General features: G+C 70.3%; 15 protein-coding genes. 7 read left to right on the top strand and 8 right to left on the bottom strand.

Going from position 1 to position 14,121, the window contains the following annotated elements; all coding sequences use genetic code 11:
* The first annotated feature begins 81 nt into the window (after positions 1 to 81).
* From ACZ5WE_RS23545 to ACZ5WE_RS23535, 3 genes are all read left to right on the top strand, one after another.
* A complete protein-coding gene (locus ACZ5WE_RS23545) occupies positions 82 to 1,308 on the top strand; it encodes an acyl-CoA dehydrogenase family protein (RefSeq protein WP_467691899.1) in 1,227 nt (408 codons plus the stop codon).
* Positions 1,309 to 1,395: 87 nt separating this feature from the next.
* Entirely contained in the window at positions 1,396 to 1,839 is a 444-nt protein-coding gene (locus ACZ5WE_RS23540) for a MarR family winged helix-turn-helix transcriptional regulator (protein ID WP_467691898.1), read from the top strand.
* Between the two features lie 89 nt (positions 1,840 to 1,928).
* Positions 1,929 to 2,477, top strand: coding sequence for an isochorismatase family protein (locus ACZ5WE_RS23535; RefSeq protein WP_467691897.1), 549 nt, complete (start codon positions 1,929 to 1,931; stop codon positions 2,475 to 2,477).
* 10 nt (positions 2,478 to 2,487) lie between these two features.
* Here the strand turns inward: ACZ5WE_RS23535 and ACZ5WE_RS23530 are convergent, their stop codons facing one another.
* From ACZ5WE_RS23530 to ACZ5WE_RS23515, 4 genes are all read right to left on the bottom strand, one after another.
* On the bottom strand, positions 2,488 to 3,273 hold the full coding sequence (locus tag ACZ5WE_RS23530) for a GNAT family N-acetyltransferase (protein ID WP_467691896.1): 786 nt from the start codon (positions 3,271 to 3,273) through the stop codon (positions 2,488 to 2,490).
* Between the two features lie 50 nt (positions 3,274 to 3,323).
* On the bottom strand, positions 3,324 to 4,148 hold the full coding sequence (locus ACZ5WE_RS23525) for a PhlD (protein ID WP_467691895.1): 825 nt from the start codon (positions 4,146 to 4,148) through the stop codon (positions 3,324 to 3,326).
* Between the two features lie 333 nt (positions 4,149 to 4,481).
* Complete coding sequence (locus ACZ5WE_RS23520) at positions 4,482 to 5,303, bottom strand: MmyB family transcriptional regulator (RefSeq protein ID WP_467691894.1); 822 nt, start codon at positions 5,301 to 5,303, stop codon at positions 4,482 to 4,484.
* Positions 5,304 to 5,752: 449 nt separating this feature from the next.
* Positions 5,753 to 6,649: a Gfo/Idh/MocA family protein gene (locus ACZ5WE_RS23515; protein ID WP_467691892.1), complete on the bottom strand. Its 897-nt coding sequence runs from the start codon at positions 6,647 to 6,649 to the stop codon at positions 5,753 to 5,755.
* Positions 6,650 to 6,862: 213 nt separating this feature from the next.
* Here ACZ5WE_RS23515 and ACZ5WE_RS23510 point away from each other — a divergent pair, with 213 nt between their 5' ends.
* Both ACZ5WE_RS23510 and ACZ5WE_RS23505 read left to right on the top strand, forming a co-directional pair.
* Positions 6,863 to 7,522: a TetR/AcrR family transcriptional regulator gene (locus ACZ5WE_RS23510; protein WP_467691891.1), complete on the top strand. Its 660-nt coding sequence runs from the start codon at positions 6,863 to 6,865 to the stop codon at positions 7,520 to 7,522.
* The gene (locus tag ACZ5WE_RS23505; RefSeq protein ID WP_467691890.1) at positions 7,519 to 7,965 is read left to right on the top strand and encodes a cupin domain-containing protein; all 447 of its coding nucleotides are present in this window, start codon (positions 7,519 to 7,521) and stop codon (positions 7,963 to 7,965) included. Before ACZ5WE_RS23510 ends, ACZ5WE_RS23505 begins: the two co-directional genes overlap by 4 nt.
* Here ACZ5WE_RS23505 and ACZ5WE_RS23500 read toward each other — a convergent pair.
* Positions 7,938 to 8,882 (bottom strand): DMT family transporter, encoded by a 945-nt coding sequence (locus ACZ5WE_RS23500; RefSeq protein WP_467691888.1) that lies wholly within the window; start codon positions 8,880 to 8,882, stop codon positions 7,938 to 7,940. The genes ACZ5WE_RS23505 and ACZ5WE_RS23500 overlap by 28 nt on opposite strands.
* A gap of 72 nt (positions 8,883 to 8,954) precedes the next feature.
* Here ACZ5WE_RS23500 and ACZ5WE_RS23495 point away from each other — a divergent pair, with 72 nt between their 5' ends.
* Both ACZ5WE_RS23495 and asnB read left to right on the top strand, forming a co-directional pair.
* Complete coding sequence (locus ACZ5WE_RS23495; RefSeq protein ID WP_467691887.1) at positions 8,955 to 9,611, top strand: TetR/AcrR family transcriptional regulator; 657 nt, start codon at positions 8,955 to 8,957, stop codon at positions 9,609 to 9,611.
* A 164-nt stretch (positions 9,612 to 9,775) separates the two neighbouring features.
* A complete protein-coding gene (asnB, locus tag ACZ5WE_RS23490; protein WP_467691886.1) occupies positions 9,776 to 11,617 on the top strand; it encodes an asparagine synthase (glutamine-hydrolyzing) in 1,842 nt (613 codons plus the stop codon).
* Positions 11,618 to 11,666: 49 nt separating this feature from the next.
* Here asnB and ACZ5WE_RS23485 read toward each other — a convergent pair whose 3' ends face one another.
* The 3 genes from ACZ5WE_RS23485 to ACZ5WE_RS23475 form a co-directional block, all read right to left on the bottom strand.
* On the bottom strand, positions 11,667 to 11,993 hold the full coding sequence (locus ACZ5WE_RS23485) for a hypothetical protein (protein WP_467691884.1): 327 nt from the start codon (positions 11,991 to 11,993) through the stop codon (positions 11,667 to 11,669).
* Positions 11,994 to 12,204: 211 nt separating this feature from the next.
* The gene (locus ACZ5WE_RS23480; protein WP_467691882.1) at positions 12,205 to 12,879 is read right to left on the bottom strand and encodes a formylglycine-generating enzyme family protein; all 675 of its coding nucleotides are present in this window, start codon (positions 12,877 to 12,879) and stop codon (positions 12,205 to 12,207) included.
* 14 nt (positions 12,880 to 12,893) lie between these two features.
* On the bottom strand, positions 12,894 to 14,114 hold the full coding sequence (locus ACZ5WE_RS23475; RefSeq protein WP_467691881.1) for an RNA polymerase sigma factor: 1,221 nt from the start codon (positions 14,112 to 14,114) through the stop codon (positions 12,894 to 12,896).
* Positions 14,115 to 14,121: the final 7 nt, after the last annotated feature.

The raw sequence follows: 14,121 nt of genomic DNA, 5'->3' as shown, positions 1-14,121 counted from the left end.
AGTTGACATCGGCTACCGGCCGGTAACAGACTCCAGTTACCGCAAGTAACGTACGTCTTCACCGCAGGTCCTGGAGGGGTCATGGCCGAGTTCACCATGGAGCTCAACGACGAACAGAAGGAGGTCCGGGACTGGCTCCACGGGTTCGCCGCTGATGTGATCCGGCCCGCCGCCGCCGAGTGGGACGAGCGCGAAGAGACTCCTTGGCCGATCATCCAGGAGGCGTCGAAGCTGGGGATCTACTCCCTGGACTTCTACGCCCAGCAGTTCTTCGACCCCACGGGCCTCGGCATCGTGATGGCGACCGAGGAGATCTTCTGGGGCGACGCGGGCATCGGCCTCTCCATCATGGGTACGGGCCTGGCCGCCGTCGGCGTTCTCGCCAACGGCACCGAGGAGCAGATCGGCACCTGGATCCCGCAGATGTACGGCGACGTGAACGACGTCAAGCTCGCCGCCTTCTGCTCCTCCGAGCCCGACGCCGGCTCCGACGTGGCGGCGATGCGCACCCGCGCCGTCTACGACGAGGCCAAGGACGAGTGGGTCCTCAACGGCACCAAGACCTGGGCGACCAACGGCGGCATAGCCAATGTGCACGTCGTCGTCGCGGTCGTCGACTCCGAGCTCGGCTCCAAGGGCCACGCGTCCTTCATCGTCCCGCCGAACACCCCGGGCCTCTCCCAGGGCCAGAAGTTCAAGAAGCACGGCATCCGCGCCTCGCACACCGCCGAGGTCGTCCTGGAGGACGTCCGCGTCCCCGGCCACTGCCTGCTCGGCGGCAAGGAGAAGCTCGACGAGCGCCTCGCCCGCGCCCGGGAGCGCGCCAAGACGGGTGGCGAGCGCGTGAAGAACGCCGCGATGGCCACCTTCGAGGCCTCCCGCCCGGCGGTCGGCGCCATGGCGGTGGGCACGGCGCGCGCCGCCTACGAAGAGGCCCTGGAGTACGCCAAGACGCGTACGCAGTTCGGTCGCCCGATCATCGACAACCAGGGCATCGCCTTCCAGCTCGCCGACATGCGTACGCAGATCGACGCGGCCCGTCTCCTTGTCTGGCGCGCGTCGTGGATGGCGAGCACGGGCAAGAAGTTCGAGTCGGCCGAGGGCTCCATGTCGAAGCTGTACGCGAGCGAGGTCGCCAAGAAGGTCACCGCGCAGGCGGTGCAGATCCTCGGCGGCAACGGCTTCACGCGCGAGTACCCGGTGGAGCGCATGCACCGGGACGCGGCGATCTACACGATCTTCGAGGGTACGAGCGAGATCCAGCGTCTGGTGATCGCGCGCACGCTGTCGGGGATGCCGATCCGCTAGGCACCGGCCGCAGGCGGGTGAGGAGTGGCCGTAGGAGGTAGACAGGCAAACTTGCAAACTTGCCTGTCTACCTCCTACGGTCGTGTCATGACCGAGAAGCCCGGGGACCCGGCCCCCGAGCAGGTCGCGGCAGATCTCACGGCCGTCCTCGGACGCGTCGTGCGGCGGCTGCGTACTGCGTCACCAGCGGCCGGGCTCAGCGCGTCGCAGCGCACCGTCCTCGCCCTCCTGGACCGGGAGGGGCCCGCCACCACGGCCGCTCTGGCCCGCGCCGAGCTCGTACGGCCGCAGTCGATGCGGATGACGGTGGGCGCCCTGGAGAGAATGGAGCTGATCGAGCGCGCCCCCGATCCGAACGACGGGCGGCAGTCCGTCGTCTCCGTGACGGGCAAGGGGCGCCGCACCCTCGCGGACGCGCGCGCCGCCAAGCAGGGATGGCTCTCCGGCGCCATCGCCGACGGCCTCGATGCCGACGAGCGGCGCCGACTGGCCGACGCGGTCGAGCTGTTGGAGCGGCTGGTGCAGCAGTGAGCGCGCGGCCCACTGCGCGTCCCGGACCGAAGCCCGACGCCGTCGACGACCAACTCCCCGGCCACACCCGCGTAAGAGAGATCTGAGCCATGACTGCCACCACCCTCGACCCCACCACGGCACTCGTCGTCGTCGACCTCCAGAAGGGCATCACCGCCCTGCCCACGGCTCACCCGTCCGGCCAGATCGTCGAACGGTCAGCCCGCCTCGCCGACGCGTTCCGCGAGCGCGGTCTGCCCGTCGTCCTGGTCCGGGTCACCGGCGGCGCCCCCGGGCGCACCGAAGGCCCGGCTCGCGGCGGCGACGTGCCCGCCGACTGGGCGGACCTGGTCCCCGAACTCGGCCGCCGGGACAGCGACATCGTCGTCACCAAGCAGCAGTGGGGCGCCTTCTACGGCACTGACCTCGACCTCCAGCTGCGCCGCCGCGGCGTCACCCAGGTCGTCGTCGCCGGAATCGCGACGAGCATCGGCGTCGAGTCGACGGCCCGCGCGGCACACGAGCACGGCTACCACGTCACGGTCGCCGTCGACGCCGTGACCGACATGGACGCCGACGCGCACCGCAACAGCATCGAGAAGATCTTCCCGAGGCTCGGCGAGACGGACACGGCGGAGGCGATCGCGAAGCTGCTGTGAGCAGCGGGGTCTACGGCCGGTACACGTACGGCGTCGTCACGCTCAGCGGCACGAAGCCCAGGCGCTGGAGGATCGGGCGGCTGTCGTCGGAGGCGTCCACCTGGAGGTAGCGGTAGCCGCGGTCTGCGGCGATGCGGGCGCGGTGGGCGACAAGGGCGCGGTAGATGCCCCTGCCCCGCCACCGCGGAGCGGTGCCGCCGCCCCAGAGGCCGGCGAAGTCCGTGCCGGGGTAGAACTCCATCCGGGCCGAGCTCACCGGCACGTCGTCCGCCATCGCGACCACCGCCACGACGGCGTCCGGGCTCTCGGTCAGCTGGGTGAGGACCCGCTGGGCGAGGCGTTCGCCGAGTCCCGAGCTGTCGCCGAACGCCACGTCATGGGCGTCCGCCATGAGCCGCACGCCGTACGCGTCCGTCACCGGGAGCAGACGTACCCCGTCCGGGAGTTCGGGCTCGGTGGGCAGATCGGCGACCTCGGCCACCATCACCGCCTCCGGCGGCTCGGGAACGAAACCGGCCGCCCGCAGCCGGTCGGCGAGGTCGGCGGGGCGGTCGTGCGCATGCAGCTTCCACTCGAAATCGCGCCCGAGAGCCGTGAAGTACCGCACCTGCTCGGCGATGGCGGCGTCCGCCGTGGCCGCGTCGACGTCCGCCCAGTGGACGCCGTTCCAGTCGTGCTCGGCGCCGGTCTGCCGGACAACGGCTCCGTTGCGTTCGACGCGCGCGCCGGGGCTGTCCGTCTGCGCGCCGCGCCGGATCTGCCGGTCGTAGGCTGCCAATACCGCTTGATGATCCATGTGGGTACTTCAGCAGGGGCGAAGGCAGGCGGCAACCGAATTCGGGGCGGTCACGCCTGCCAGTGACAGCGCAGGGCCGCGGTGGCGAAGCCGGGGCCGAAGGCGACCATGACGCCGCGGGCGCCGTCTGCGGGGGGAGCGGCGTGGGTGCGTTCGAGGACCCTCAGGACGCTGACGCCGCCGAGGTTGCCCTCGTCGGTGAGGGTGTCGGTGGAGTGGCGGGAATGGTGGGGAGTGAGGCCCAGGGCAGCGGCGGTGTCGGAGATGATGCGGGGGCTGCCGGGGTGGATGACGGCGAAGTCGGGCGTCTCGGTCGGGCCGTACCACTGCTTGAAGTGGGGCAGCACCTCTGCGGCCGCGCTGAGAGCCTTCTTGCTGGAGTCGAAGTGGATCCCCTCCACGTCGATGCGGCCCCGCTGGCGATCGAGGCTGTCGGCCAGGACGTACTCGAAGGTGTCGTCGATCGCGAGCCCCGGGCCGAGCGGGCTGTCCGTGACCACGGCCGCGGATGCCGAGTCCCCGAACAGGGCCTTGTAGATCATCGATTCGATGCTGGTGTCGGAGTGCTGGTAGATGGCGGAAAGGACCTCCGCGCCCACCACCAGGATCTTGCTTCCGGGGCGCGCGGCGACCAGTTCAGCGGCACGGATAAGGGTGTGGGCGCCCCCGGGGCAGGCCACTGTGGTCAGCGCTATGCGGCGCACCGTAGGGCGCAGACCGAGACGTTCGATGAGGTTGACGTCGAGATTCGGGATCGCCCAACTGGTGGTGTGCGTAGTGACGATCGCGTCGATGTCCCCGGCGGTCAGTCCGGCGGTGTCGAGGGCCGCGACGGCGGCACGCTCGGCCATCGCGAGAGCGTCGTTGAACGCCACGCGAGCTCGCTCTCCCATGTCGGCCGAGCCGGAAACGGTGGGCGAGTCCAGAGGCCGGGTGAAGTGGCGGGTGCGCACTCCGCAGTTGCCGACCACACGAAGAATCGCCCGGAGCCGGGGGTGGCCACCGTGATGGGCGAGTATGTCGTCGGCTATCTCGGAGGTAGTGACTTTGTGGTCACCCAGGACTGTCGTGGGTCTGGAGACATGAACGGGCACGAGGTGACTCCCACGGGGGGTTGAGGCGGATGTGGGGGATAGGCCACAACGTACTTCAAGGTGTTGACGTCGTCCCCCCTCCGAACCGCGGAGGTCAACAGACTTGATGTGCCGTCAGTGCGCGCGCAGCATGGGCGCACGCGTGTGGGCACGCTGCGCTCCCGCATGGAACACGAGGATCATGAGCCGAGCTCCGGGCGCGGTCAAGGGCTGCGCGGCGCACATGGTGACCCAGCCCGGGCCCTCTTCGGCGTGGAGCAGCGGACGTTCGTCACCGTCCGGGTGCGGATAGGGCTTTCCGGCGTCATAGGGAGCGGCGGTCTCGGGATCGGCGAGAACCTCCTTCTCGATCTGGCGCAGGGTGCCGTCCTCCGGCCGCGACGCGAGGGCGCCCCGCAGCTGCGGCAGCACCATGGGCGCCCAGGCGTTGTGCCAGTCCATCAAAGTCCGGCGGCCGGCGGGGTCGAGGACCATCCATCGCATGATGTTGCCGGGGACGTTCCGGCCGGGGAACATTTCGGTGAGTGCTTCGTTATAGGCGAGCATGTCCCACGAGGCATCAGTGACGTACGCCATGTGCCGGACGCCGTCGACAGCCTCCTGCCACACACCGGGCACTTCCTTCCCGGACGACGGATGAAGGGGGCCGGGCGGCTCCTGCAGCAGCGCGAACCGGCACAGCGACACCCATTCCTGCTCATTGAGCCCGAACAGCAGCGCGACATCCCGCAGCAGCGAAGCAGGCGGATTGGGGTAACTGCCCGACTCCAGGCGGTGGTACGTCCCGATGGCCCGGTGCAGGAGCTGGTCCACCTGGTGCTGGGAGAGGCCTCTGGCGCGTCGCCCCTGGCCCGTGGGGCGGCTGAAGCCGTGCGATTCGGGGGCGATGAGGGCGCGTCGTTCGCGGAGCAGAGCGCGGAGCGCCGTTTTGTTCATGGTGGGTAATCCCTCTTGGTGCACGCCGAGTTGAGCATCAGCAGTCTAAATATTCCCACCATCTTTGGTAGTAAAGATTGCCCGAAGAAAAACGATCAGGCGATGCTGCATCATGGACGGAGCGGGACCACCGACCTGCGAGTTCCATCGTCGGTGGGCACGCGGACACAACTGTGGGGCATCTTGACCGAGAAGCTTGAAGTTGGCTGAAATTCCTCGGCGTTGGGTACCCCCTAGGCCCATTGGGCCGCTGCGGGAAGAGTATGGATCGGTTGTTCGTATTCCGATGTGTGTGGTCGGAAACGTCGCACTCGGCACGTACGACGCGTGACTTCCCGAATCGGTTCCTGGGTCCACTGGCTGCGGCCGGTGCCGTCACTCGCCATTACGTAGCGGCCACGGTACCGGCCGCCCGCGGTTGTCCGCGGGCGGTTCACGCGGCGGGAAGCTCATGCGGTGGAAAGCTGCTCCTCGGCCCGGGCCAGGACCTCCGTCACGCGCAGGCCGAACCGCACGTCGCAGTCGTGCGGCTGACCGGATCGTGCCGACTCGACGAGTGCGTCGACCGCCGCGCGGAACGCGTCGAGCGCTCCACCGCCCGACGGCATCAGGGCGATCCCCGCCTCGCCGCGCAGCTCCACCGCCACCCCCGAGGCCTTCGCGGGGGTGGTCAGGCTCAGCGCCGCCGTGCTCGACGCCCCGCCGCTGTGCCGCAGGATCAGATGGACCAGGTCCGCCCGTCCGGCCGCCGCCGTCACGTCGGTCACGTCACCGAGCACCGGCATCAGGACGGAGAGGGCGTGCGGGCCGACGTCCCACAGGCCGCCCCGCCGCGCCCGCCACGGCGAGGAGAACGGGCTGGAGCCGTCCGCCGCGTAGAACGAGCTGTACCAGTCCGCGCGCCCCGCGAACCAGCCCTCCGTCGCCGCCTGCTCGCTCACCCACGCCGCCGTCGGCCCGGCGAAGCGCAGCGTGCAGAAGACCACGGACGCCACCCGGGCCGCTTCGGCCGCCGCCGCGAGGTCGTGCGCCGCGGCCACCGTCGTCGCCACCGGCTTGTCCAGGAGCAGATGGCAGCCCGCCGCCGCGGCCCGCACGGCCAGCGGTGCCTGCACGTCCGGCGGCACAGCGAACGCCACGGCGTCGCTCGCGGCGAACAGTTCATCCACGTCCGCGTAGGCCGTGGTCGCGTGCGTCGAAGCCAGCGCGGCCGCCGCGTCGGGCCGCCGGCCCCACACGCCGCGGAGCTCCACGCCCGGGTGCGCGGCGAGTGCCGGAGCGTGCGTGGACGAGGCCCAGGAGCCCGTGCCGACCAGTCCCATTCGCAGTCTCTTCATGGCCGGCATTATGGCTGACTCCATACCGTCTACTGAGACGATTCCCGGTTCCCGCAAGGCAGTTGGCTGCTCCTGGCTCTTGTGCCCAAGCCGTGAGTGGCTTGATCTCGTATCCGAACTCGGCGGTAATGAAGGGCCATTCACCCGCTATGGTGAATTCCCATTCACTTGGCATCTCCTCCATTCACGTCTCTGGCTTTTCGTGCCCGCGCTGGAGTGATCATGAAGTTCGCCCCGATATCTCCCGCATCTTCCGCAGGCGGCGCGGGCATATGCGCCCGGTCGGGCCGCCGCGACGCCGAAGCGACAAAAGCGGCCATCATCCGCGCCGCCCGCCACCTCATGGCCCGGCACGCCCACGCCGACATCACGCTCAAGGCGGTGGCCGAACGGGCCGGTGTGAGCGCGCCACTGATCCTGAAGTACTTCGGCAACAAGCACGCGCTCTTCGCCCGGATCATGTCCTTCGAGACCGATGCCGATGCCCTGCTCGACGCGCCCCTCGCCGTACTGGGCCACCACATGGTCCACCACCTGCTGACCGGCCAGGCCGAGCACGGCGCGGATCCCATCCTGCGGATCGTCTTCGCCCCGCTCCACCGGGAACAGGGCGACACTCTGCGCGGCAACTTCCGTACGCAGGTGGTGCGTCGCCTCAGCGAGCGCCTCGAAGGGCCGGACGCGGGCGTGCGCGCCGAGCTCGCGGTGGGCACGCTGCTCGGTCTGGGCGTGATGTACGGAATAGCCCGCGGACCACACCTGCGCGGCACGCCCATCGCCGACATCACCGATCGGTACGCGCCCACCGTGCAGGCTTTCCTCACGCCCCCAGCGGCGCCCTCCGGCGCCCCGTCGACCTCCGAAACGGAAGAACACGTATGAGCGACGCGACTGAACGCCCGGCATTGGCACGCGAGTTGGGTATGGAGCCGCACCCGGAAGGCGGCTGGTTCGTCGAGACCTGGGCCTCGGACCACTCCTTCACGCCCACCGGCTACCCCGGCGCGAGGAACGCGGCCACCGCCATCTACTTCCTGCTCTGCCCGGGAGAGGAGTCCCGCTGGCACGTGGTGCGCTCCGACGAGATCTGGCTGTGGCACCGCGGTGGCCCCCTGGATCTGCGTCTGGGAGGTGACGGCGCTCTCCCGAAGGAGGGCGCGGCGCCCATGCGCCTCGGCCCGGGCGTCGAGCACGGCGAGCGCCCGCAGATCCTGGTGCCGGGCGGCGTGTGGCAGGCGGCACGTCCCACCGGCGACGAGCCGGTCCTGGTGAGCTGCGTCGTCGCGCCCGGTTTCGACTACGCCGACTTCCGGCTGGCGGACTGACGCGGCGCGGTCGCGGGTGCCTCCCGGGGCGAGCACACCACCGTGGACGCCGAGTCCTTCCCCCGGTGCACGACGGCGACCGCCGCGAGCCCGACCGCGAGGCCCAACGCCGTCTGTACGCCGAAGGGTTCGCCGAACATCAGGGCGCCCCACAGGGCCGTCACCGGCGCCATCAGGAACATCAGCGTGTTGACCTGCGTGACTCCGGAGCGCCGCAGGATCAGCCAGTAGAGGCCGTAGCCGCCGAACGTGGAGAGCGTCACCAGCCAGCTGATCGCCACCCAGAACGACGCCTCCGCCGGCGGCTCCGCGGCGCCCGCGCCCACGGCGAGCGCCGTGAAGATGACGGCGCTGGTCACGCAGTGGACCGTCATCGCGACCGCCGGGGCGACCGGGCGCAGGGAGCGGCGGTCCAGGAAGGTCGCCGCGACCAGCGAGAACATCCCGAGGAACGGCACCAGATAGGCCCACCAGGGAGCGTCGGTGCCGGCCGTGGCGTCCGCCGCCGTCACGATGACGACTCCGCTCACGCCGAGTCCGAGGCCCACCCACTGTGTGCGCGAGACGTACTGGCCGAGCAGCGGCCCGGCGAGCGCGCCCGCCACCAGTGGCTGGGTCCCGTCGATCAGGGCCGTGGTGCCGCTGGAGACGCCGAGCTGGATCGCGTAGTACACGGTGAGCAGATAGCCGCTCTGCGAGAGCGCGCCGATGGCCGCCTGCCGTATCGCGTCCCGCGCCGTGAGCCCGCGCCAGGACGCCCGCGCCACGGTGAGGGCGACGACCGTGAGCACGAGGGCGAGCGGTAGGAACCGCCACATCAGGACCGTCACCGCGGACGCGCTCCCGGCGCCCAGCTTGGCCCCGATGAAGCCGGAGCTCCAGGTCAGTACGAACGCGATCGAAAGCAGGACGTTCATGGCGCTCCTCCGAGTGAGGTAAACCGATCTGTCTACTCTCCGCGAGTATACAGATCGGTTTACTATGGAGTCATGAGTGAGCTGCTGAGTGAGATGGTGAAGGGCGCCGCCGAAGCCGAGGGCGCACCGCGGAGGATCGTCATGACGCCGGGCGCGCGGCGTGCCCTGGATGCCGCGAGTGCGCTGTTCTACGACCGCGGCATCCACGCCGTCGGGGTGGACCTCATCGCCGCCGAGGCCGGGGTCGCCAAGAAGACGCTCTATGACCGGTTCGGCTCCAAGGAGCAGATCGTCGTCGAGTATCTGGCCGCCCGCGACGAGCGCTGGCAGGCCTTCCTCGCCCCGTACGTCGAGACCGCGAAGACCCCGCGGGCCAGGATCCTGGCCGTGTTCGACGCCTCGCGCGACTGGGCCGAAACGAACAGCACCAAGGGCTGCAGCATGGTCAACGCGCATGCCGAGATCAGCGACCCCGCGCACCCCGCGTTTCGGGTCATCACCGGCCAGAAGGCCTGGACGCTCGCCCTGTTCACCGGCCTCGCCCGCGAGATCGCGCCCCGGCGGGCGGTGGAGCTGGGCCACACGCTCATGCTGCTGCACGAGGGCGCCCTGGTCGCACACGGCCTGCGCATCTTTCCGGACGCCATCGAGCACGCCCGTGGCGAGGCGGCGGCGCTCCTTCGCGATGTGCGCGGCGCCACCTCCGGCGCTGATGAAAAGCGCAGGTGACAGGCCCTTTGGGGAAGTCTTTGCCGTTGGCCGGAATGTGTCGTTCCGTGTTGTCGGCTCATTGACCGTACGCGGTCGCGGGGCGCACGCTTGGGCATATAGCTGCTGTCTACACCTAGTTTCTCGGGTGGAGCGCACAGGCAGCGTGGAGCAGGAGGTAGCGCATGTGTGGCATAACTGGCTGGGTCTCCTTCGACCGTGATCTGCGGTCCGCGTCCGGCACGTTGGACGCGATGACCGAGACGATGTCCTGCCGCGGCCCCGACGACCGTGGAACCTGGATCGAAGGCCCGGCCGGACTCGGGCACCGCAGGCTCGCCATCATCGACCTGCCGGGCGGGCGCCAGCCCATGACCGCGCGGACACCACGCGGCACCGTCGCCCTCGTCTATTCGGGGGAGACCTACAACTTCACCGAACTGCGCCGTGAACTGACCGGTCGCGGCCACGAGTTCACCACCGAGTCCGACACCGAGGTCGTCCTGCGCGGCTATCTGGAGTGGGGTGAGGCGGTCGCCGAGCGGCTCAACGGCATGTACGCCTTCGCGGTGTGGGACGGCAGGCACGACAAGCTCGTCATGATCCGCGACCGTATGGGCATCAAGCCCTTCTACTACTACGAGACCCCGGACGGCGTCCTGTTCGGCTCCGAGCCCAAGGCGATCCTCGCCAACCCGCTGGCCCGCGCCCGGGTGACCGTCGATGGTCTGCGCGAGCTCTTCACCTTCGTCAAGACGCCCGGCCACGCCGTGTGGGACGGCATGAACGAGGTCGAACCCGGGACCGTCGTGACCGTCGACCGCTCCGGTCTGCGCCGCCACGCCTACTGGCAGTTGGAGACCCGGCCGCACCCCGACGGCCGCGACGAGTCAGTCGCCAAGGTGCGCGAGCTCCTCGACGACATCGTGCGCCGCCAGCTCGTCTCGGACGTGCCGCGCTGCACCCTGCTCTCCGGCGGTCTCGACTCCTCGGCGATGACCGCGCTCGCCGCACGTCAACTCGGCGAGGCCGGCGAGACCGTACGCAGCTTCGCCGTCGACTTCGTCGGCCAGAGCGAGAACTTCGTCGCCGACGCCCTGCGCTCCACCCCGGACACGCCCTATGTGCACGACGTGGCCAAGGCCGCCGGCACCGATCACCGCGACATAGTCCTGGACTCGCACGCCCTGGCCGACCCCGAGGTCCGGGCCAAGATGATCCGCGCCCGCGACCTGCCCATGGGCTTCGGCGACATGGACGCCTCCCTCTACCTCCTCTTCCGGGCCATCCGCGAACACTCGACCGTCGCGCTCTCGGGAGAGTCGGCGGACGAGGTCTTCGGCGGCTACCTGCAGTTCTTCGACGAAGAGGCCCGCAACGCCGAGACCTTCCCCTGGCTGGTGAAGTTCGCCGAGCAGTTCGGTGACGACGCGGACGTCCTGCGCCCGGACTTGACCGCCGCCCTCGACCTGCCCTCGTACGTCCGGCGCAGCTACGACACGGCGGTCGCCGGAATCCAGCGGCTCGACGGCGAGAGCGACTTCGAGTTCCGGATGCGGAAGATCTGCCATCTGCACCTGACCCGCTTCGTGCGTGTCCTGCTCGACCGCAAGGACCGCGCGAGCATGGCCGTCGGCCTGGAGGTGCGGGTGCCGTTCTGCGACCACCGCCTGGTCGAGTACGTCTACAACGCCCCCTGGTCCCTGAAGTCCTTCGACGGCAGGGAGAAGAGCCTGCTGCGGGAGGCGACGGCGGACGTCCTGCCGCGGTCCGTGTACGACCGGGTGAAGAGCCCCTATCCCTCCACTCAGGACCCCAAGTACGCCATCGCCCTCCAGGGACACGTCAAGGACCTGCTCGCCGAGCCCTCACACCCGGTCTTCGACCTCGTCGACCGGGACCGGGTGACGCGGGCTGCGGGACGGGACATCCCGCAGATCACCCAGGCGTCCCGGCGTGGCCTCGAACGCACCCTGGACCTGGCCCTCTGGCTCGACCTGTACAAGCCCGAGATCTCCCTGGTCTGAGCCCGGGCCGCCCCTGACCCCCACTGCACCGGAGGTCATCGCCCGGACCTCACTGCCCCGAGCAACTGCGGACCGTCGGCTGTGGTGGCACCCGTTCCTCCGGATCGGGCTCCACCGCGGTCGCGAGGGTGTCGAGGAAGCGCTGGAGCGCGGGGGCGCCGTCGGGGCCAAGGCTCCGGCGGATCGGCGGCACGGCCGCCGGAGCGCCGGAGCCGCGCCGGGCCCCCGCGGTGAGGCAGGGAAGCTCCGCGGCGTCGACGGTCACGGCCCGGCGTATGAACTCGTCGACCGGGAGGCCGAGTTGGTCCGCGTTCCGCAGGACCGCTTCGTACTCGTCGGGTGTGAACAAGACCTGCACAGGCTTGGCACCGTCCATGAACGCATGATGCCGTCCGAGGGGTGCGCCGCGCGGTGCGGTTGGCATATTCACGCTCGAAGGCGTGAAACGGACCGGAGTGGACATGAACGGTCGGAAATAGAGGTAGGCCCCGACCGGACGGGGGAATCGCGATCGGGACCTACGCACTGTTCAACGGTGAACCAACCCTCGATGTTCCCAGGTGAGGGACCTGTCGCTGTGAGCTGCGTTACGCGCCGGGTGGTGTCGAGGAGTCCGGGGACGGCAGGGAGCGCGCGATGCGGAACCCCACGTCGTCGATCCGGAACGTAGGGTGACTGCGGCGCCGTACCGAGGCCCGGCAGCTCCAGTGCTCGTCGAACCACCCACCGCCGCGGAGCACCCGATAGGTGCCGTACACCTCGGGGTCGTAGAGGTCCCAGCACCACTCCCACACGTTGCCGATCATGTCGTGCAGGCCCCACGCGTTGGGCTGCTTACCGCCCACGTCGTGGATCCGTCCGGCGCCGTTGCCACCGTGCCAGGCGATCTCGTCGAGCGGCCCGTACCGCGCGCCGGCCGTACCGGCCCGGCACGCGTGCTCCCACTCGGCCTCGGTCGGCAGCCGGTAACCGTCGGCGCAGACATCCCACGCGGCGTCCTGATCGGCGCCGAGGGCGTAGGCGGGAGTGCGGCCCTCGCGCAGGGACAGGGCGTTGCAGAACCGGACCGCGTCCAGCCAGGAAACACCCTCGGCGGGCAGCAGGTCGCCGCGCGCGGTGCTCGGCCGCTCGCCGGTGACCTGCGCGTACTGCTCCTGGGTGACAGGGAACGCGGCCAGTTCGTGGGCCGCGACCTCCACCGGCCAACTGCGTCGCGTCCGCCGGTCCGACAGCGTCACCTGCCCCGCCGGGACGCTGATCATCTCGTTCTCCGTACTCAGGTCGACAACAGGCGGGCCGCACGCATCTGCAGGTAGCGCGTCTCGGGGACGCTCAGCGTACGCTTGGCCGCCAACTGGTAGGCGGTGCGGGCCGCGTCCGTCTCGCCCGCCCGCTCCAGGAGATGGGCGCGCACGGCGTCGAGCCGGTGATGGCCCGCCAACCGGTCCTCGAGCGCCGCGACTTCGGCTAGCCCCGCGCGCGGCCCGTGCACCATCGCGAAGGCCACGGCGCGGCCGAGTTCTGCCATGGGCTCCGGAGCGCGGCGTACGAGGATGTCGTAGAGGGCGAGGATCTGCGGCCAGTCGGTGTCGTCGGCGCGCGCGGCCTCGTCGTGCAGCGCGGCGATCGCCGCCTGCAACTGGTAGGCGCCCGCGGGGCCTTGGGACAGGGCCCGCTCGACCAGCGCGGAGCCTTCCTCGATGGCACGCCTGTCCCAGCGCGAGCGGTCCTGTTCGTCGAGCGGGATGAGTTCCCCGTGCGGGCCGGTGCGGGCCGCGCTGCGGGCCTCGGTGAGCAGCATGAGCGCGAGCAGCCCGGTCACCGCGCCCTCGTCGGGCAGCAGCGTGCGAACGGAACGGGTGAGCCGGATCGCCTCGCGCGCCAGATCCGAGCGGTGCAGGGCGCTGCCGGATGTCGCTGTGTATCCCTCGTTGAAGATGAGGTAGAGCACCTGGAGCACCACCGCGAGCCGCTGATCACGGTCCTGGGCGCACGGCTGCCGGAACGGCACCCCTTTGATCTTCGCCTTCGCCCTGCTGATCCGCTGGGCCATCGTCGCCTCGGGCACGAAATGGGCACGGGCGATCTCGGCCGTGGTCAGACCACCGACCGCGCGCAGCGTCAGCGCGACCTGCGCGGCCGGGCTCAGCCCCGGATGGCAGCACAGGAAGAGCAGGGTCAGGGTGTCGTCGTCGGACGGCGCGCGGCTCTCGCCCGGCGCGGGCGCCGTGAAGGCGTCCCGGGGCGACAGCTGCGCGGCCTCCTCCTCGCGTCTGCGCCGCGCCTCGTCACTGCGCAGCTGATCCGTGAGCCGCCGCGACGCGACCCTGATCAGCCAGCCGCGCGGATTCTCGGGAACGCCCTGCTCGGGCCACTGCCGCGCGGCGGCGAGCAGGGCCTCCTGCACCGCGTCCTCTGCCTCGCCGAAGTGCCCGTACCTGCGCACGAGCGCGCCGAGGACCTGCGGCGCGTGCAGGCGCAGCAGGTCCTCGACCACGGCTGTG

It is taken from the genome of Streptomyces sp. NPDC033180 (assembly GCF_055577645.1).
Note: the sequence above shows the minus strand (reverse complement) of the source record. Positions and strands in the feature narration are given on the sequence as shown.